General features: G+C 73.6%; 13 protein-coding genes and 2 pseudogenes. 11 read left to right on the top strand and 4 right to left on the bottom strand.

All coding sequences use genetic code 11. The features are described 5' to 3' along the window. The first annotated feature begins 173 nt into the window (after positions 1 to 173). From GLX30_RS01095 to GLX30_RS01080, 4 genes and pseudogenes are all read left to right on the top strand, one after another. Positions 174 to 353 carry a DUF5302 family protein gene (locus GLX30_RS01095; protein WP_159682419.1) on the top strand — a complete coding sequence of 60 codons (180 nt, stop codon included), beginning with the start codon at positions 174 to 176 and terminating at the stop codon, positions 351 to 353. A 458-nt stretch (positions 354 to 811) separates the two neighbouring features. Then, complete coding sequence (locus tag GLX30_RS01090) at positions 812 to 1,018, top strand: acyl-CoA carboxylase subunit epsilon (RefSeq protein ID WP_244258405.1); 207 nt, start codon at positions 812 to 814, stop codon at positions 1,016 to 1,018. A 142-nt stretch (positions 1,019 to 1,160) separates the two neighbouring features. Continuing rightward, a pseudogene (locus GLX30_RS01085) lies at positions 1,161 to 2,743 on the top strand (acyl-CoA carboxylase subunit beta). 411 nt (positions 2,744 to 3,154) lie between these two features. Then, on the top strand, positions 3,155 to 4,693 hold the full coding sequence (locus tag GLX30_RS01080; RefSeq protein WP_244257938.1) for an MFS transporter: 1,539 nt from the start codon (positions 3,155 to 3,157) through the stop codon (positions 4,691 to 4,693). Positions 4,694 to 5,535: 842 nt separating this feature from the next. Here GLX30_RS01080 and GLX30_RS01075 read toward each other — a convergent pair. The 3 genes and pseudogenes from GLX30_RS01075 to GLX30_RS01065 all read right to left on the bottom strand — a co-directional run. Further along, complete coding sequence (locus tag GLX30_RS01075; protein WP_159682415.1) at positions 5,536 to 5,721, bottom strand: 4-oxalocrotonate tautomerase family protein; 186 nt, start codon at positions 5,719 to 5,721, stop codon at positions 5,536 to 5,538. Positions 5,722 to 5,763: 42 nt separating this feature from the next. Further along, entirely contained in the window at positions 5,764 to 6,906 is a 1,143-nt protein-coding gene (locus GLX30_RS01070; protein WP_347879676.1) for a DegT/DnrJ/EryC1/StrS family aminotransferase, read from the bottom strand. Positions 6,907 to 7,162: 256 nt separating this feature from the next. Beyond that, positions 7,163 to 8,797 (bottom strand): annotated as a pseudogene (locus GLX30_RS01065) (AMP-binding protein); the annotation flags it as partial. A 238-nt stretch (positions 8,798 to 9,035) separates the two neighbouring features. On the opposite strand from GLX30_RS01065, the gene GLX30_RS01060 reads away from it, so the two are divergent. Genes GLX30_RS01060 through pabB form a run of 3 tightly spaced genes read left to right on the top strand, consistent with a single transcriptional unit; the run spans position 9,036 to position 13,580 of the window. Continuing rightward, the gene (locus GLX30_RS01060; RefSeq protein ID WP_244257937.1) at positions 9,036 to 10,091 is read left to right on the top strand and encodes an ornithine cyclodeaminase family protein; all 1,056 of its coding nucleotides are present in this window, start codon (positions 9,036 to 9,038) and stop codon (positions 10,089 to 10,091) included. Between the two features lie 15 nt (positions 10,092 to 10,106). Then, positions 10,107 to 11,405: a cytochrome P450 gene (locus tag GLX30_RS01055; RefSeq protein WP_244257936.1), complete on the top strand. Its 1,299-nt coding sequence runs from the start codon at positions 10,107 to 10,109 to the stop codon at positions 11,403 to 11,405. A gap of 21 nt (positions 11,406 to 11,426) precedes the next feature. Further along, a complete protein-coding gene (gene pabB / locus GLX30_RS01050; RefSeq protein WP_159682412.1) occupies positions 11,427 to 13,580 on the top strand; it encodes an aminodeoxychorismate synthase component I in 2,154 nt (717 codons plus the stop codon). Between the two features lie 170 nt (positions 13,581 to 13,750). On the opposite strand, the gene GLX30_RS01045 is transcribed toward pabB, so the two are convergent. Continuing rightward, entirely contained in the window at positions 13,751 to 14,638 is an 888-nt protein-coding gene (locus tag GLX30_RS01045) for a prephenate dehydrogenase/arogenate dehydrogenase family protein (protein WP_208545336.1), read from the bottom strand. 50 nt (positions 14,639 to 14,688) lie between these two features. On the opposite strand from GLX30_RS01045, the gene GLX30_RS35770 reads away from it, so the two are divergent. The 4 genes from GLX30_RS35770 (at position 14,689) to GLX30_RS01025 (ending at position 19,192) form a co-directional block, all read left to right on the top strand. Continuing rightward, positions 14,689 to 15,126, top strand: coding sequence for a chorismate mutase family protein (locus GLX30_RS35770; RefSeq protein ID WP_159682409.1), 438 nt, complete (start codon positions 14,689 to 14,691; stop codon positions 15,124 to 15,126). After that, complete coding sequence (locus tag GLX30_RS01035; RefSeq protein ID WP_159682407.1) at positions 15,123 to 16,001, top strand: HemK/PrmC family methyltransferase; 879 nt, start codon at positions 15,123 to 15,125, stop codon at positions 15,999 to 16,001. Before GLX30_RS35770 ends, GLX30_RS01035 begins: the two co-directional genes overlap by 4 nt. A gap of 178 nt (positions 16,002 to 16,179) precedes the next feature. After that, positions 16,180 to 17,025: an AfsR/SARP family transcriptional regulator gene (locus GLX30_RS01030; protein WP_159682406.1), complete on the top strand. Its 846-nt coding sequence runs from the start codon at positions 16,180 to 16,182 to the stop codon at positions 17,023 to 17,025. A 172-nt stretch (positions 17,026 to 17,197) separates the two neighbouring features. Beyond that, positions 17,198 to 19,192 (top strand): alpha-ketoacid dehydrogenase subunit alpha/beta, encoded by a 1,995-nt coding sequence (locus tag GLX30_RS01025; protein WP_159682404.1) that lies wholly within the window; start codon positions 17,198 to 17,200, stop codon positions 19,190 to 19,192. Positions 19,193 to 19,201: the final 9 nt, after the last annotated feature.

The raw sequence follows: 19,201 nt of genomic DNA, 5'->3' as shown, positions 1-19,201 counted from the left end.
TGAGGTGCGGGTCGTCCCCCGGCGGGGTCACGAGCGAACGTCGACCCGTTCTCGAGCGGGGCGCGGTGGGCTGGGCGCACCGGCCGCCCGGCCGGGCGGGGGCATTTCCCTCTCCTCGCCCACCCCCGGGAGCGGGCCGCTCGCGCCGCCGTCGACCAGCCCAGGAGGCATCCATGACCGATACACCCGAGCGCAACGAGGCCGCCCAGGAGGCCAAGCGCCGGTTCCGGCAGGCGCTGGAGCGCAAGGAACACAACGCGCTGGCCAAGGCGGCCCAGGAAGAGAGCCGCGTCAAGGCCCGCAACGCCGGCCCGGCCGGCCGCCGCACCTTCCACCGACGCAAGACCGGCTGACCCCACCCCCCTGCGCCCGCCCGGCCGCCCGGCTCACCGCCCAGGGCCGGGCGGCGAGGCCGGTGCCCCGCCCGCCCGGGTCGAGCCCGAGCCCGCCCGGCCGGAAGCCGGACCGCGTCGCCCCCACCGGCCGGACCCACTCCGAGCCCGAACCGCTCGGTCCACCCCGGCCCTGGTCAGGCCCACCAGGCCACACCAGGCAACAACCCAGGCCCCCACCCCGGGTCCTTTTACCGGGCTCCTTGGCCAGGGCCCTTACCGGGGCCACCCAGGCCCAGACCCCCCACCGGGGCTCCGGCCGGCCCTACCCGGGCCTACCCGGTGCCCCACCCGTACCTCTCCCGTACTTCGCCCGCACCCCGCCGCACCCCGCCCGCACCCCGACCGGGATGCGGGCGGGATGCGGGCGGGGTCCGGGCCGTCACCGCAGCCGCCACCGCCGAAGGAATGGGGACGACATGACACCGGCCGACGACGACAGCGCAGCCCTCCTGCGCGTCGAGCGCGGCGTGGCCAGCACCGAGGAACTCGCCGCCGTCACCGCGACGCTGTTCTCCCTGCTCGCCACCCGCCGCACCCCGCAGGAACCGGACACGACACACACCCGCGCGTACTGGCGCCGGCAGCCCGCCGGCGCCTTCCGCGCCCCGCACAGCTGGCGGTGACCAGCCGCCCGCACACAGGTTCACGGGCGAGGACCGGCCACTCCCACCCCCACACACCAAAAACCGCACAAGCGGTTTGTTATGGTGTGGGGGTGGCACGCCGGCCGCCCCGGTCGAAGAGAAGGGACGAGGAGTCGTGGTGATGCTGAAGGACATCCCCGCCGACGCGGGGCCGACCGACGCCCGCGGCCGGGTTGCCGAGCTGCAGGCGTTGCACGGGCAGGCTGTGCGGGGGCCGAGTGAGAGGGCGACCGAGGCGCAGCATGCGAAGGGCAAGCTGACGGCTCGTGAGCGGATCGCTCTGCTGTTGGACGAGGGCTCGTTCCGTGAGGTGGAGCAGCTGCGCCGGCATCGTGCGTCCGGTTTCGGTCTGGAGGCGAAGAAGCCGTACACCGATGGTGTGATCACCGGTTGGGGACGGTCGAGGGCCGGACGGTGTTCGTCTACGCGCATGATTTCCGGATCTTCGGTGGTGCGCTGGGTGAGGCGCATGCCACGAAGATCCACAAGATCATGGACATGGCGATCGCGGCGGGTGCGCCGCTGGTGTCGTTGAACGACGGTGCGGGGGCCCGGATCCAGGAGGGTGTCAGCGCTCTTGCCGGTTACGGCGGGATCTTCCAGCGCAACACGCGTGCGTCGGGGGTGATTCCGCAGATCTCGGTGATGCTGGGCCCGTGTGCGGGTGGCGCGGCCTACAGTCCCGCGCTGACCGATTTCGTGTTCATGGTCCGTGAGACGTCGCAGATGTTCATCACCGGGCCGGACGTGGTGAAGGCGGTCACGGGTGAGGAGATCACCCAGAACGGTCTGGGTGGCGCGGATGTGCACGCGGAAACCTCGGGTGTGGCGCACTTCGCCTACGACGACGAGGAGACGTGCATCGCGGAGGTCCGCTACCTGCTGTCGATGCTGCCGTCGAACAACCGGGAGAACCCGCCCACCGCCGCCGCCGGCGACCCGGCCGACCGCCGCTCCGAGGTGTTGCTGGATCTGGTGCCGGCGGACGGTAACCGCCCCTACGACATGCGTCAGGTGATCGAGGAGCTCGTCGACGACGGTGACTTCCTCGAGGTCCACGAGCGGTGGGCCCGCAACATCATCTGCGCGCTGGCCCGGCTGGACGGGCAGGTGGTCGGCATCGTCGCGAACCAGCCGCAGTCGCTGGCCGGGGTGCTGGACATCGAGGCGTCCGAGAAGGCCGCCCGCTTCGTGCAGATGTGCGACGCGTTCAACATCCCGATCGTCACGCTGCTGGACGTGCCCGGGTTCCTGCCGGGTGTGGACCAGGAGCACGGCGGCATCATCCGCCACGGCGCGAAACTGCTGTACGCGTACTGCAACGCGACCGTCCCGCGGATCTCGCTGATCCTGCGGAAGGCGTACGGCGGTGCGTACATCGTGATGGATTCGCAGTCCATCGGCGCCGATCTGACCTACGCCTGGCCCACCAACGAGATCGCGGTGATGGGTGCGGAGGGTGCGGCGAATGTGATCTTCCGTCGGCAGATCGCCGACGCCGAGGACCCCGAGGCGATGCGGGCGCGCATGGTCAAGGAGTACAAGGCCGAGCTGATGCACCCCTATTACGCGGCCGAACGCGGCCTGGTCGACGACGTCATCGACCCGGCGGAAACACGCGAGGTCCTCATCCGGTCCCTCGCGATGCTCCGCACCAAGCACGCCGACCTGCCGTCCCGCAAGCACGGCAACCCGCCGCAGTGACCGGCACCGCCCCGCCCCAGGACGGCAGTCGGCCGCCCCGGGCCGGCAACCGGCCGCCCCAGGACGGCAGTCGGCCGGCCCGGGCCGGCAACTGCCGGGTCGTGCCCGGCGATCGACCGACCGTGAACGGCGACCCCGGGGCCGTGGCCGGCCATCGCCGAACTGCGGCCGGTGACCCCTTGGCCGTGCCCGGCAACCCCCGGGATCTGCCCGGTCGTCGGCCGGTCGGGGCCGGTAAGCCTCCCGCAGTGACGGGGACCCCCTGCCCCACGGCCCTGACGGGCCTGACGGGCCATGGGGAGGGTGCGGGGGCCGAGGGCCCCGGCACCCAACGAAGAGAACAACCGCTCCGGGCCCGTGCGGACTTCACGGTCCCACGACCAGCGGGCCCCTACCCCCTGGAGACATCCCTTGCACAGCACCCGGCCCGCGCCCGCGGCCGACCGTGACCCCAGGCGCTGGGTCATCCTCGGCGTGATCTGCCTGGCCCAACTCGTCGTCCTGCTCGACAACACCGTCCTCAACGTCGCCATCCCGGTCCTGACCACCGACCTGGGCGCCAGCACCGCCGACATCCAATGGATGATCAACGCCTATGCGCTGGTGCAGTCCGGGCTGCTGCTCACCGCGGGCAGCCTCGCCGACCGCTACGGCCGCAAGCGGCTGCTGATGCTCGGACTGGTGCTGTTCGGCGCCGGGTCGGCGTGGGCGGCCTTCGCCCAGGACTCCGCCCAGCTCATCGCCGCCCGGGCCGGCATGGGAGTGGGCGGCGCGCTGCTGGCGACCACCACCCTCGCCGTCATCATGCAGGTCTTCGACGACGACGAACGCCCCCGCGCGATCGGCCTGTGGGGAGCGGCCAGTTCGCTGGGCTTCGCGGCCGGCCCGCTGCTCGGCGGCGCCCTGCTCGACCACTTCTGGTGGGGCTCGATCTTCCTGATCAACCTGCCCGTGGCGCTGCTGGGCCTGCTGGCCGTCGCCCGCCTGGTGCCCGAGACGAAGAACCCGCAGGGACGGCGCCCCGACCTGCTCGGCGCGGTGCTGTCCACCCTGGGCATGGTCGGCGTCGTCTACGCGATCATCTCCGGCCCCGAACACGGCTGGACGGCCCCGCAGGTCCTCCTGCCGGCCGCCGTCGGCGCGGCCGCGCTCACCGCGTTCGTCCGCTGGGAACTGCACACCACCCACCCCATGCTCGACATGGGCTTCTTCACCGACCGGCGCTTCAACGGCGCCGTCGCCGGCGGGCTGCTCGTCGCCTTCGGCATGGCCGGCTCACTGTTCCTGCTCACCCAGCACCTCCAACTCGTCCTCGGCTACGACGCCCTGCAGGCCGGCCTGCGCACCGCGCCGCTGGCCCTGACGATCGTCGCTCTCAACCTCGCCGGTGTCGGCGCGAAACTCCTCGCCGCGCTCGGGACCGCCCGCAGCATCGCCCTGGGCATGACGCTGCTGGCCGCCGGCCTCAGCGCGGTCGCCGTCGGCGGATCGGGCCCCGACGCCGGCTACGGCGGCATGCTCGCCGGCCTGCTCCTGATGGGCGCCGGCATCGCGCTGGCGATGCCCGCGATGGCCACCGCCGTCATGTCCTCCATCCCGCCCGCCAAAGCCGGCGCCGGAGCGGGCGTGCAGGGCACCCTGACCGAATTCGGCGGCGGACTGGGCGTGGCGATCCTCGGCGCCGTCCTCGGCTCCCGCTTCGCCTCCCAACTGCCCGCCGCCATCACCGGCACCGGCTCCCTCGACGAGGCCTTGGGCGGCGCCACCACACCCCGGCAGACCCAGCAGGTCCACGACGCGTTCGCCGACGCGGTGAACACCAGCCAGCTCATCGGCGCCGCCGCCGTCTTCACCGGCGGCCTGCTCGCCGCCATGCTCCTGCACCGCGCCGACCGCAAGGCCGCACCCCGGCCCCACACACCCGCCCCCGAACCCACCACCACCGTCTGACCGACCCGCCCCGCCGCAAGGCACTGCACACCCCGACGGCCCCGCCCCCAGGTCCCCCAGGACCCCGGGCGGGGCCGTCGCCGCCGGCAGCACCCACCCGGACAACACCCGCACCCCGACCGCCCCCTCGGCACCGAGAACAGTGCCGAAAGGAGCGGCGAAGGGCCGCCCACACGGCAGGCGCCGGCCGGTACAGAACCGCCGAACGCGTACAGGAAAGCCCCACCGGGCGGCGGAGGACGGCGCTGGTACCGGAAACCCCCGGCCTTTGCACAAGCCCCCGGGGGCCGGTGCGCAAGGCGCCGGCCGGCAGGGCAAGCGCCGGCCGGTACAGAAACCGCCGAACGCGTAGCACCGAGGCGGTAGGGAAGGCCGCAGAAACCGCCGAACGCGTACAGGGCACCGAGGCGGTAGGGAAGGCCCCGGCCGCTACGCAAGGCCCGGCGCGAGCGGAAAGGCACGGCCGGTGCACAAGCCGCCGACGGGGACGGCAAGCACCGGCCGGCACGGCGAGCACCGGGGCCGGTGCGCAAGCGGCGCCGGCGCGGAAGACGGCGGTGGTCCCAAAGACGCCGGCCCTTGGTGCGCAAAGCCCCGAGGGGGCCGGTGCGCAAAGGCGCCGGCCGGGACGGACAAACGGCGCCCGGGCAGGGCAAGCAGCCGGCCGGGACGCAAGGCCCGGCGGGGAGCACAGCGGCGCCGACGGTGCGCAACGACCGGCGGAGCACACCACGGCGACGGCCGTTACGCGAAGGCCGGTGGCCGCGGAAAGAGGCCGGCCGTTACGTAAAGGCCGGTGGCCGGGGAGAGGCGCCGGTGCCCGAACGCGGCCGGCGCCCCGGTCACCGGCCCGGTACACCGCCCAGGCCCCAGCGGTGTGGCGGGACCGGGGTCAAAGTGATCCAGGTCTGTTCGCGGATGTCCTCGCCGAACACGTCGACCGTGGCCTGGGTCAGACGCTCGATCAGGGCACGTTCCGACTCCTCGTCGAGCCGCCGGTCGTAGATCTTCACGTCGATGAACGGCATACGCCCGCCTCTTTTCTTGTCAACGACAACCGTCCGGTCATGTCACAGGTGCCCGGCCGCCACCCGGGCCGCCGTGCCGTGGGCCTCGTGCAGGGCGCGGGTGACCGCCTCGACCATGTGGTCGACCTGCGCGTCACTGAGGCCGGGATGGCACGGCAGGTTCATGTGCTCCTCGAACCAGATGCGTTCGGCCGTCGGGCACTCGCCCGGGCCGTGGCCGCGCAGCCGCCACTCGGGCGACAGGTGGAGGGGGAAGTACCGCAGCTGGACCTCGACACCCAGCCGGTCCAGGGCGCGCACGAACCGCTCGCGTACCTGGCGTCCGCCGGTGAGGAAGAACGTGTACAGGTGGTAGGCGTGCAGACTGTCGGACGCCGCCCGGTGCAGCCGGGTCCCGGCGACCGGGGCGATGGCCTCGTCCAAGCGCTGCGCGATCTGCCGGCGCCGGGCCACGAACCGCTCCAGCGACGCCAGTTGGACCACGCCCACCGCCGCGGCCGCCTCCGACATGGTCGCGTTCGTGCCCGCCCCGCGGATCCCGACGGCCCGGTGACGGTACACACTGTCCGCGAACTTCATCCACGGCAGCAGCGCCGGGGCGTCCGCCCGAGAGGTGTCCGGCAGCGCCGCGTACACGCCGTCGGCCTCGTTGTCGCGGATCCGTCCCACCCGCTGCGCCCACTCGTCACGCGCCAGGGTGATCATGCCGCCCTCACCGAGGGTGGTGATGTTCTTCGTGGAGTGGAAACTGAAGCAGCCGATGTCCGCCAGCGCCCCCGGCCTGCGCCCCCGGTACACGGCGCCCAGGGCGTGGGCGCTGTCCTCGACGACGATGATGCCGCGCCGGCGGGCCAGGGCCATGATGCGGTCCATGTCGGCCGGGTTGCCGCCGTAGTGGACGAGCATGATCGCCCGGGTGCGGTCCGTGATCAGTGTCTCCAGTACCGCCGGGTCGAGGTTGAGGGTGTCGGGGTCGATGTCGCAGAACCGCACCCGCACGTCGTGGTCGAGCAGCGGCTGCACGGTCGCCTGGAACGTCTGGGGGGTGGCGATCACCTCGTCGCCCGGCGCGAGGTCCAGCATCCGTACCGCCAGTTCCAGTGCGACGGTGCCGCTGGTGACGCTGAGGGCGTGCCGGGCGCCGGTCAGGCGGGCGAACTGTTCCTCGAACCTCTCCCGCCACACGCCCGACGTCAGCGACCGGCCGGAGCGGACCAGTTCGCCCAGCGCCGCCAGGTCCGCCTCGCCCACCACCGAGCCGCGCCGCGCGAACGGCACCCGGTAGCCGCCCTGGGGTCCCGGCCCGTTCACGCCGCCTCCCCCGCCCGCCGGACACGCCGCCGACGGCGCTACCACCGCCGCTGCCGGACACGCCGCCGACGGCACCGCCGCTGTCGGACGTGCCGCTGTCGGACACCGCGTCGCCGGTGGTGCTGCGGGTGGCGGCGGTCCTGGCGGCGATGTCGGCGGCCAAGGCCTTCTTGTCGACCTTGTTGAGGCCGGTCAGCGGGAACGCGTCGACGACCTCCACCCGGTCGGGGAGTTTGTAGTCGGCCAGTCCCCTCGCGCGCAGCAGCCGGCGCAGCGCGGCCGTCGGCGGCGCGGTGCGGCCGGGCGCGGGCACGATGTAGGCGCAGACCTTCTCGCCCCACACCGGGTCCGGCATGGCGACGACGGCGGCCTGCTGGACGTCGGGGTGGGCGCTCAGGTGGCCCTCGACCTCGGTCGCGGAGACCTTGTCGCCGCCGCGGATGACGACGTCCTTGATCCTGCCCTCCACCACCAGGTGCCCGTCGGGTGTCAGCCGCACCAGGTCGCCGCTGCGGTAGAACCCGTCGTCGGTGAAGGCGCGGGCGTTGTGTTCGGGGGCACGGTAGTAGCCGCGCAGGGTGTAGGGGCCGCGGGTGAGCAGTTCACCGGTCTCGCCGGGGGGCACGGGCCGGCCGTCCTGGTCGGCGACGCGTATCTCGTCGGCGGGGGACACCGGCCGGCCCTGGGTGCGCAGCACCACGTCCGCCGGGTCGTCGTCGCGGGTGAAGGTCAGCAGCCCCTCGGCCATGCCGAACACCTGCTGCAGCCGCACGCCCAGTTCGGGGCCGATGCGGGCGGCGAGCTCCTCGTGGAGCTTGGCGCTGCCGACCTGCAGCAGATCCAGGCTGCTCAGGTCGCGGCCGTGGTCCTCGGCGGCGGCCGCCAGCCACAGGTGCACGATCGTGGGGATGACGGAGGTGACGGTGACGTGTTCGCGTTCGATCAGCGCGAAGCACTCCTCGGGCTGCGGGGAGAGCGCGAACACCACCCGCCCGCCGGCGTGCAGGGTGCCCACGATGCCCGGGCAGCCGAAGGGGAAGTTGAACTCGGCCGGCAGCACCGCCAGATAGACGCTGTCCGCGTCCAGGTGGCAGATGTCGGCCGTGATCCGGCACTGGTAGGCGTAGTCGTCGTGGGTGCGCGGGATCAGCTTCGGCAGCGCGGTCGTCCCCCCGGACAGCAGGAAGAACGCCACGTCACCGGCGTCCACCTCGGGCAGCGGCACCGCATCGCCGTCCACGTCGGTCAGCGCGGTGAACCCCTCGGGCAGCACCGCGGGCGCCTCGCCGGCCACGAACACCTGCGCCAGGCGCGGATGGCGGGCACGGGCCTCGGCGGCCGCTGCGACATGGTCGTAGCCGCCGCCCTGGCCCGGCACGATGTGGGCGACGGCGCCGGACAGGTCGAGCAGGTGCCCGACCTCGCTGGCGCGGTGCGCGGGCAGCGCGAAGACCGGCAGCGCGCCCAGACGGAACAGCGCGAAGCACACCGCGACGAACTCCGGCGTGTTGGGCAGCTGCACCAGCACCCGCTCACCGGCGCCGATCCCGCGCGCCGCGAACCCCGCCGCCAGCCGGTCGCACCACCGGTCAAGGGCACGGTAGGTGACACGCGAGCGGCCGTCCGCCGAGACCAGCGCCTCCCGCTCGCCGTGCTGCTCGGCCCAGCGGCCCAGCAGCACCCCCAGCGGCTCGCCCCGCCAGTAGCCGGCCGCCCGGTACTTGGCGGCCACATCCTCGGGCCAGGGAACGCATCCGTCCAGCATCGTTGGTCCTTTCCGGCTTCGTCCTCGCGTCGCGCCCAGTGTCCGCAGCGGCGTTGACACGCCGCTGATGCGCCACTCCCGCGCACCGCCGCTCCGTCAGGAGCCGATCAGGGCGGCGTCAGCCGGGCCGGACAGGATGCCGCCCACGGGGCCCGGCACACGGGCCGCCCGGACAACGGGCCGGCGACCGGCGGACCACAACCACGCACGCACGAGCGAGAATCAAGGGGAGCACCCGATGGAGACCTGGGTCCTGGGCCGGCGCGACGTCGCCGAGGTGGTGGCCGCCGTCGGCCGCGACGAACTGATGCGCCGCATCATCGACCGCCTCGCCGGCGGACTGGCCGAGATCGGCCGCGGCGAGCGGCACCTGTCCCCGCTGCGCGGCGGACTGGAACGCAGCGAACCGGTGCCCGGCATCTGGGAATGGATGCCGCACCGCGAACCCGGCGACCACATCACCCTCAAGACCGTCGGCTACAGCCCCGCCAACCCCGCCCGCTTCGGCCTGCCGACCATCCTGGGCACCGTCGCCCGCTACGACGACACCACCGGCGCACTGACCGCCCTGATGGACGGCGTGCTGCTCACCGCCCTGCGCACCGGCGCCGCCTCCGCCGTCGCCTCCCGCCTGCTGGCCCGCCCCGACAGCCGCACCCTGGGCCTGATCGGCACCGGCGCCCAGGCCGTCACCCAACTGCACGCCCTGTCCTTGGTCCTGCCCCTGCAGCGGGCCCTGGTGTGGGACACCGACGCGGCGCACCGGGAAAGCTTCGCCCGGCGGGCGGCGTTCACCGGCGTCGCCGTCGAGATCGCCGAGCCCGGCCGGATCGCCGCCGAGGCCGACGTCATCACCACCGCCACCTCGGTGGCTGTCGGCCAGGGACCGGTCCTGCCCGACACGCAGGTCCGCGAGCACCTGCACATCAACGCCGTCGGCGCCGACCTCGTCGGCAAGACGGAACTGCCGCTCGGCCTGCTCGAGCGGGCGTTCGTCACCGCCGACCACCCCGAGCAGGCGCTGCGCGAGGGCGAGTGCCAGCGTCTTCACGCCGACCGGCTCGGCCCGCAACTGGCGCAGCTGTGCGCCGACCCGGCGGCCGCCGCCGGACGGCAGGACACGCTGAGCGTCTTCGACTCGACCGGCTTCGCCTTCGAGGACGCCCTGGCGATGGAAGTGTTCCTCGAGGCCGCCGCCGAACGGGACCTGGGGCTGCGGGTGGGCATCGAACACCACCCCGGCGACGCCCTGGACCCCTACGCCCTCCAGCCTCTGGCCGCCCCCGCCCGCTGACCAACCCCCTCATTTTTGTGTGAAGACCCCCGCCCGGCCGGCCCGGCCCTTCCTCCCGCCGGCCCCCATGCCCGGCCGGGCCGGGGCACCGACGACGCCCTCGCGAGGAGAGACGATGCCCCCACCCCCCGGCCCACCACCACCGACGACGGCGGCCGTGAACTGCTCGCCTGGCTGCGCGACATGCGCCACCACCATCCCGTCCACGAGGACGAGTACGGCGCCTTCCACGTCTTCCGGCACCAGGACGTCCTCGCCGTCGCCTCCGACCCGAGCCTGTACTCCTCCCAGCTCAGCCGGCTGCGGCCCGGCTCGCAGGCGTTGAGTGAACAGATCCTGTCGGTCATCGACCCGCCGATGCACCGCACCCTGCGCCGCCTGGTCAGCCAGGCCTTCACCCCCCGCACCGTCGCCGACCTCGAACCGCGCGTCACCGAACTGGCCACACACCTGCTGGACGCCGTCGAGGGCGACACGTTCGACCTGATCACCGACTTCGCCTATCCGCTGCCCGTGATCGTGATCGCCGAACTGCTCGGCGTGCCGCCCTCCGACCGCACCCTGTTCAGCTCCTGGTCCGAGCGGATGCTGCAGATGCAGGTCGCCGACCCGGCGGACATGCAGTTCGGCGACGACGCGGGCGAGGACTACGAACGCCTCGTCAAAGAACCCATGCGGGACATGCACGCCTACCTCCAGGGCCACGTCACCGACCGCCGCGCCCGCCCCGGCAGCGACCTGATCTCCGCCCTCGTCGCCGCCCGCGTGGAGGGCGAACAACTCACCGACCGGCAGATCGTCGAGTTCGGCGCGCTGCTGCTGATGGCCGGCCACGTCTCCACCTCCATGCTGCTGGGCAACACCGTGCTGTGCCTGAAGGACCACCCCGACATCGAGGCCGCCGCCCGCGCCGACCGGACCCTGATCCCCGCCGTGATCGAAGAAGTACTGCGGCTGCGGCCGCCGATCACCGTCATGGCCCGCGTCACCACCCGCGACACCACCCTCGCCGGCGTGAAGATCCCCGCCGGACGGATGGTCGTGCCCTCCCTGCTGTCCGCCAACCACGACGAACAGGTCTTCACCGACCCCCAGCGCCTCGACCTCGCCCGCGACGGCCGCCAGATCGCCTTCGGCCACGGCATCCACTACTGCCTGGGCGCCCCGCTCGCCCGCCTGGAGGGCCGCATCGCCCTGGAAGCCCTCTTCGACCGCTTCCCCGACTTCACGCCCACCGACGGCGCAACCCTGCGCTACCACCGCGACGGACTGTTCGGCGTCAAGAACCTGCCGCTGACCGTACGGCGCGGCTGACACAGATAAGGGGGCCACCTGGTGCGCACCGTGCGAACCCTGCTGATCGACAACTACGACTCGTTCACCTACAACCTCTTCCAGATGCTGGCCGAGGTGAACGGCGCCGCTCCGCTCGTCGTCCGCAACGACGACACCCGCACCTGGCAGGCCCTGGCGCCGGGCGACTTCGACAACGTCGTCGTCTCACCCGGCCCCGGCCACCCCGCCACCGACACCGACCTCGGCCTCAGCCGCCGGGTGATCACCGAATGGGACCTGCCGCTGCTCGGCGTGTGCCTGGGCCACCAGGCCCTGTGCCTGCTCGCCGGCGCCGCCGTCGTCCACGCACCCGAACCGGTGCACGGCAGGACCAGCGACATCCGCCACGACGGGCAGGGCCTGTTCGCGAACATCCCCTCCCCGCTGACCGTGGTCCGCTACCACTCGCTGACCGTGCGGCACCTGCCCGCCGACCTGCGCGCCACCGCCCACACCCCGGACGGGCAGCTGATGGCCGTCGCCCACCGCCACCGGCCCCGCTTCGGCGTGCAGTTCCACCCCGAGTCGATCAGCAGCGAACACGGCCACCGGATGCTCGCCAACTTCCGCGACCTGTCCCTGCGCGCCGCCGGCCACCGGCCCCCGCACACCGAACGCATCCCCCCCACCCCCACACCCGCGCCCGTACCGCAGGCGCGGGCGGGATCGGGCGTGGGGGAGTACCGGCTGCATGTGCGCGAGGTCGCCCACGTCCCCGACGCGGACGCCGCGTTCGCAGCCCTGTTCGCCGACGCCCCGGCCCGGTTCTGGCTCGACAGCAGCCGCGTCGAGCCGGGCCTGTCCCGCTTCACCTTCCTCGGCGCCCCCGCCGGCCCGCTCGGCGAACAGATCACCTACGACGTCGCCGAACAGGCCGTACGCGTCAAGGACGGCTCCGGAGGCGAGAGCCGCCGGCCCGGCACCCTCTTCGAGCACATGGAACACGAACTGGCCGCCCGCGCCCTGCCCGCCGCCGGCCTGCCCTTCGAGTTCAACCTCGGCTACGTCGGCTACCTCGGCTACGAGACCAAGGCCGACAGCGGCGGCGAGGACGCCCACCGCGGCGAACTGCCCGACGGCGCGTTCATGTTCGCCGACCGGATGCTCGCCCTGGACCACGAACAGGGCCGCGCCTGGCTCCTGGCGCTCAGCAGCACCCGCCGCCCCGCGACCGCGCCCGCCGCCGAACGCTGGCTCACCGACGCCGCCCGCACCCTCGCCGCCACCGCCCCCAGCCCGCCCTTCACCCTGCTGCCCGAACACCAACTGCCCACCCTGGACGTCCACTACCGCCACAGCCTGCCCCGCTACCGGGAACTGGTCGAGGAATGCCGCCGCCTCATCACCGACGGCGAAACCTACGAGGTGTGCCTGACGAACATGCTCCGGGTGCCCGGCCGGATCGACCCGCTCACCGCCTACCGCGCCCTGCGCACCGCAAGCCCCGCCCCCTACGCCGCCTACCTGCAGTTCCCCGGCGCCACCGTGCTCAGCTCCTCACCCGAACGGTTTCTGCGCATCGACGCCGACGGCTGGGCGGAGTCCAAACCCATCAAAGGCACCCGCCCCCGCGGCGCCGGCCCCGCCCAGGACGCCGCCGTCAAGGCCGCCCTGGCCGCGGCCGAGAAGGACCGCAGCGAGAACCTGATGATCGTCGACCTGGTCCGCAACGACCTCGGCCAGGTCTGCGACATCGGCTCCGTCCACGTACCGGGCCTGTTCGAGGTGGAGACCTACGCCACCGTCCACCAGCTCGTCAGCACGGTCCGCGGCCGGCTGGCACCGGACGTCTCGCGCCCCCACGCGGTACGGGCCGCCTTCCCCGGCGGATCGATGACCGGCGCACCCAAGGTCCGCACCATGCAGTTCATCGACCGGCTCGAAAAAGGCCCGCGCGGCGTGTACTCGGGCGCGCTGGGCTACTTCGCCCTCAGCGGCGCGGCCGACCTCAGCATCGTCATCCGCACCATCGTCGCCACCGAGGAGGCCGCCACCATCGGCGTCGGCGGCGCCGTCGTCGCCCTGTCCGACCCCGACGACGAGGTCCGCGAGATGCTCCTCAAGGCGCAGACCACCCTCGCCGCCCTGCGCCAGGCACACGCACACGCCGCCACCGCCCCCGACCGCGAACTGCTGGCCGGCAGCCTGCGGTGACCCACCCCCGGCCCCGCCCCGCCCCCGGCCCACCGCCCCGCCGCTCACCGCCCCGCACCACGGCGGCGGGCCGGGCAGCGGGCCCGACGGCACGCCGGGCAGCGGGCCGGGGGACCGGCCGGGCAGCGGGCCGGGGGAGCCGGGTGGCGGTGTGCGGCAGCGGGTGCGGTTCAGCGCAGCGCGGTGAACATCCGCGCGCACAACTCCTCCAGCGGCGCACCGTGCTCGCCCAGCACCCCGCGCAGTTCGGCGAACAGGGCCTCGAACGTCTCCTCGTCGCCCGCCTCGACGGCCTGCCCCAGCCGCACCAGGCCGCGGCCCAGCGCCTGCCGCGCGGCCGGCGCGCCGGGGTTCGCGGCCTGGATGTCGAAATACACCTCCGGGGTCCCGCCGGCGATCCGGGCCAGCAGCGCCAGCATCGCCAGATGCGGCGGCGGGGCACTGTCACGCAGCGCCCCCACGTCCGCCGACAGCTCACCCAGACCCAGCCCGAAGGCCAGGACCGCGGCATGAGTGGCGGCCTGCTGCACCGCGGTCAGCGCATCGTGCTGCTCCGCGGGCATCTCCACCACCCGCGCCCCCCACTGGGCCACCAGCTCCACCAGGGCACGCACCCCGGGCCCGTCGGTGACCACCGCCGCCGCCACCGGCCGCCCCTGAAGTCCCAGCGAGGGCGCGAACATCGGGTTCAGCCCCACCGCCTGCAGACCCGGCGCCGCCCGACGCAGCCGCCCGGCGATCCGGCTCTTGACCGACAAGGTGTCCGCGAGCACCGCACCGGGCCGCATCACCGGCGCCAGCACCTCCACCGCCTCCCACGCCACCGGCTCCGGCACCGCCAGCACCACCACGTCCGCCGCCGCCAGCACCGCGACCGCCTCCGGCCCCGGCCGCCGCACATCACCGGCCACCACCCGCACCCCGTCCACCCCACCGGCACCGGCACCGGCCGCGTCCAGGTCCAGCCAGGTCACCGCCACCCCCGAACGCACCAGCCAGTGGCTGAACATCCGGCCCACCGCACCGGCCCCGCCCACCACCACACACCGCTCGAACACCGAACCACCCCTCATCCGCTCACCCGATCCCCCCGGTACGGAGGAAACCCATGACCCCGCCCGCCATCCCCGCCGCCCCGCCCGCCACCGCCACCGCCACCGGCACCGACACCCTCACCGCGCTGCGCGCCCGCCTGGACGCCGCGGACGCCGCCCTGCTCGACGCGATCCGCACACGCCTGGACATCTGCCTGCGCATCGGCGAGTACAAGCGCCTCCACCAGGTGCCGATGATGCAGCCCCACCGGATCGCCCAGGTCCACGCCAACGCCGCCCGCTACGCCGCCGACCACGGCATCGACCCCGCCTTCCTGCGCACCCTGTACGACACGATCATCACCGAGACCTGCCGCCTCGAGGACGAGTGGATCGCCTCCGGCGGCACCCCCGCCCACGCCTCCGCCCACGCCTCCGGCGGCACCTCCGCCCACGCCTCCGCCCACGCCTCCGCCCACGCGTCCGCCCCGGCGCACGGGGCCGTGTCGTGAACGCCGCCGCCTGCACCCTCGCCGAGGCGCTGGACGAGGCCACCGGCCGGCTGACCGGCGCCGGGATCGCCGCCGACGCCGCCCGTGCCGACACCCGGCTGCTGGCCGCCCACGCCTGCCAGGTGGCCCCCGGTGACCTGGACAGCTGCCTCGCCGGCCCCGTGCCGCCCCGGTTCTGGCACTACGTCCGGCGCCGCCTGACCCGCGAACCCGCCGAACGCATCGTCGGCCACGCCTACTTCATGGGCCACCGCTTCGACCTGGCCCCCGGCGTCTTCGTCCCCAAACCCGAGACGGAGGAGATCACCCGGGACGCCATCGCCCGCCTCGAGGCCCTCGTCCGCCGCGGCACCCCCGCACCGCTGGTCGTCGACCTGTGCGCCGGACCGGGCACCATGGCCGTCACCCTGGCCCGCCACGTACCGGCCGCCCGCGTCCACGGCATCGAACTCTCCCAGGCCGCCGCCCGCGCCGCCCGCCGCAACGCCCGCGGCACCGGCGCCCGCATCGTGCAGGGCGACGCCCGCGACGCCTTCCCCGAACTGACCGGCACCGTCGACCTCGTCGTCACCAACCCGCCCTACATCCCCATCGGGCTGCGTACCTCCGCCCCCGAAGTCCTCGAGCACGACCCCCCACTGGCCCTGTGGGCCGGCGAGGAGGGCCTCGGCATGATCCGCGCGATGGAACGCACCGCCGCCCGGCTGCTGGCCCCCGGCGGTGTCCTGCTCCTCGAGCACGGCTCCTACCAACTGTCCTCCGTGCCTGCCCTGTTCCGTGCCACCGGCCGCTGGGGCCATGCCTCCTCCCGTCCCACCTGCAACGACGGCTGTCTGACCGCCGTGCGCAACCACACCTTGGCACCACCCGCCTGACCGGGCGTCACGGCACGGCCGGCCTGTCGACAGCGACCTTACGCCATTGACAAACCGACCGTGCCGTTTTTTTAATGGCGGGGTGGCGGACCCGGAACGAGCCCCCGGGTCCCCGCCGCACCGGAGACCGCGACACCGGTCCCGGCCACGCCACGGCCCAGGGGGAAGACGAAACGCCATGGACATCGACATACTCGGCGCGCTGTCGGCGCGCGAGAACAACATCACCGTCACACCCACCGCACCCAAACCACGTCAGGTCCTCGCCCTGCTGGCGCTCAACGCGGGCCAGGTGGTGCCGATGTCCGCCCTCAGCGAGGAACTGTGGGGCCACACACCGCCGCGCAGCGCCCGCACCACCGTGCAGACCTACATCCTCCAGCTGCGCGAACTGATCACCCGCGCCCTCGGCCACGGCGCCACCGGCCGCACCGCCAAGGACGTCCTGGCCACCGGCCCCGGCGGCTACCGCCTGGACGTGGGCGGCGGCACCCTGGACTTCTGCGAGTTCGAACGCCGGGCCGGCGCCGGCTACCGGGCCATGGACGCCGGCGACTACCCCGCCGCCGCGAAACGACTGCGCGACGCCCTGTCCCTGTGGACCGGCTCCGCACTGGCCGACGTACCCGCCGGAGCCCGCCTCACCCTGGAGGCCAAGCGCCTGGAAGAGGCCCGCCTGTGCGCGCTGGACCAGCGCATCGAGGCCGACCTGCGCCTGGGCCGCCACCGCGAACTGCTCGCCGAACTGACCGTCCTGGTCGGCCGCCACCGCCTCCACGAGAGCCTGCACGGCCAGTTCATGCTCGCCCTGCACCGCTCCGGACGCCGCGGCGAGGCCTTGAGCGTCTACCAGCGCCTGCGCACCACCCTCGTCACCGAACTGGGCCTGGAACCCTCCGCCCAGCTCGGCCGGCTCCAGCGCTCCCTGCTGGCCGTCGGCCCGGACACCCCCGCACCCCCCGCCGTCCCTGCCCCGCCCGCCACCCGGCCCGCCGGGCGCCGGACCGCCGCCGCGGTCGACTGACCGGGCGCCGGACATGCGCCCCGCCCCCGAGCCCTGGCTCCTGCGAGGGACACCTCATCCTTTCTCCCTAGCCGCAGACGGTGAATCACCCTCCGCCCCCCGCATGTCACCACCGCCTTATTGGCCCCTGGGGGCGATGTTTCCACCGCGGCCCGACCGGCAGGATTCGTCCGTGACGAACCCGACGAAGGAAAACGGGACTTCCGGCATACCCGCACAGCGGAGGACCGCATTTCTCGAACTGATGCTGCTCTCCCGGGAATGCGACCGCAGATCGGGCATCGTGCTGCGCCAGGGCGAGGCATGGTTCCACATTTCCTCCGCCGGCCACGAGGCACTCGCCGCCCTGTGCGAACTGCTGGAACCCGACGACCTGATATTCCCCCACTACCGCGACCGGGCCTTGATGCTGGCCCGCGGAATGGACCCGGAAGCACAGGCCCGCGACCTCATGGCCAAGGAGAAGTCCCACTCCGCCGGCCGTAATATGAGCGCCCATTTCGGCCACCGCCCCGGCAACGTGTTCTCCGTCGCCAGCCCCACCGGAAGCCAGTGCCTCCCCGCCGTCGGCGCCGCCTGGGCCGCCCGGCTCAGGGGCACCGCCCAGGCCGTCGTCTGCTCCATCGGCGACGCCTCCACCCGGCAGGGCGAATTCTTCGAAGCACTCGCCTTCGCCGTCGAACGGACGCTGCCCGTCGTCTTCCTCGTCGCCGACAACGGCTACGGCATCTCCACCCCCACCGACACCATGTCGCCCCATGCGCTCGGCCTGCTGCCGCCCGCCCGCACCACCGTCGTCGACGGCGCCGACCCCGACGCCGTCCACACCGCCTCCGCCGCCGCCCTGGCCGCCGCCCGCGCCGGCGAAGGCCCCACCGTCCTGTGGTGCCGCCTGGACCGGCTGGAGTCCCACACCTCCTCCGACGACCACCGCGTCTACCGCAGCGCCGCCGACCTCGCCGCCCTGCGCGACCCCATCGACCTCTTCGCCGCCCGCCTCACGGCGGAAGGCGCCCTCGAGGACGGCCGGCTCGAGGACATCCGCACCCGCCTCGCCCGCGACATCGAGGACATCTACGACCGCGTCGCCACCGAACCCACCGCCGACCCCGAGCGCCTCACCGACCACCTCTACGCCCCCCGCCCCGCCACCACCGGCGCGGGTGCGGGGCAGGAGGTGAGCGTCGCGCCGTGCGGCGGGACCATGGTCGCCGCCGTCAACCGGGCACTGGCCACCGGACTGGCCCGCCACCGCGAACTCGTCCTGTTCGGCGAGGACATCGACGACCCCAAGGGCGGCGTGTTCGGCTTCACCAAAGGACTCGGCCCCGCCGCCGGCCCCCGCATGACCAACGCCCCCCTCGCGGAGGCCACCATCATCGGCGCCGCCGTCGGACTGGCCGCCGCCGGCATGCGGCCCGTCGTGGAACTGCAGTTCGTCGACTTCGCCGGACCCGCCTGGAACCAGATCGCCGCCCAGCTGACCACCCTGCGCTGGCGCACCGCCTCCGCCTGGCAGTGCCCCGTCGTCATCTACGCCCCCTGGGGCGGCTACCTGCCCGGCGGCGGCATCTGGCACAGCCAGAGCAACGAGAGCCTCTTCACCCACCTGCCCGGACTACGCGTCGTCGTCCCCTCCACCCCCGAGGACACCGAGGCCGCCTTCCTCGAATCCTTCACCGCCGACGACCCCACCCTGATCCTGCTGCCCAAACACCTCATGCGCCGCCGCCACGAACCCGCCGCCCGCCCCGCCCCCGCCCACGGCGCCCGCACCCTGCGCACCGGCACCGACGTCACCATCGCCACCTGGGGCAACGGCACCGAACTGGCCACCGAGGCCGCCGACACCCTCGCCGCCGACGGCATCACCGCCGACGTCCTGGACCTGCGCTGGCTCGTCCCCCTCGACCGCGCCGCCGTCGCCGACTCCCTGCGCAGCACCGGACGCCTCGTCGTCGTCCAGGAGGACAACCGCACCAGCAGCTTCGGCGCCGGCCTGATCAGCGAACTGCTCTGCGCCGACGACGACTTCTACTCCCTGCTCGCCCCGCCGCGCCTGGTGACCCGCGACGACGTGCACGTCCCCTTCCACCCCGACCTCGAACGCGCGGTCCTGCCCACCGCGCACGACGTGATCGCGGCCGTCCGATCCACTCTCGCCTGAGGCATGACG

It is taken from the genome of Streptomyces sp. Tu 2975, assembly GCF_009832925.1.
Lineage (GTDB): Bacteria > Actinomycetota > Actinomycetes > Streptomycetales > Streptomycetaceae > Streptomyces.
Note: the sequence above shows the minus strand (reverse complement) of the source record. Positions and strands in the feature narration are given on the sequence as shown.

Excerpts from the sequence above, each read along its gene's own strand:
- GLX30_RS01095 (WP_159682419.1), top strand. The coding sequence starts at position 174 with ATGACCGATACACCCGAGCGCAACGAGGCCGCCCAGGAGGCCAAGCGC.
- GLX30_RS01090 (WP_244258405.1), top strand. The coding sequence starts at position 812 with ATGACACCGGCCGACGACGACAGCGCAGCCCTCCTGCGCGTCGAGCGC.
- GLX30_RS01075 (WP_159682415.1), bottom strand. The coding sequence starts at position 5,721 with ATGCCGTTCATCGACGTGAAGATCTACGACCGGCGGCTCGACGAGGAG.
- GLX30_RS01060 (WP_244257937.1), top strand. The coding sequence starts at position 9,036 with ATGGAGACCTGGGTCCTGGGCCGGCGCGACGTCGCCGAGGTGGTGGCC.
- GLX30_RS35770 (WP_159682409.1), top strand. The coding sequence starts at position 14,689 with ATGACCCCGCCCGCCATCCCCGCCGCCCCGCCCGCCACCGCCACCGCC.
- GLX30_RS01030 (WP_159682406.1), top strand. The coding sequence starts at position 16,180 with ATGGACATCGACATACTCGGCGCGCTGTCGGCGCGCGAGAACAACATC.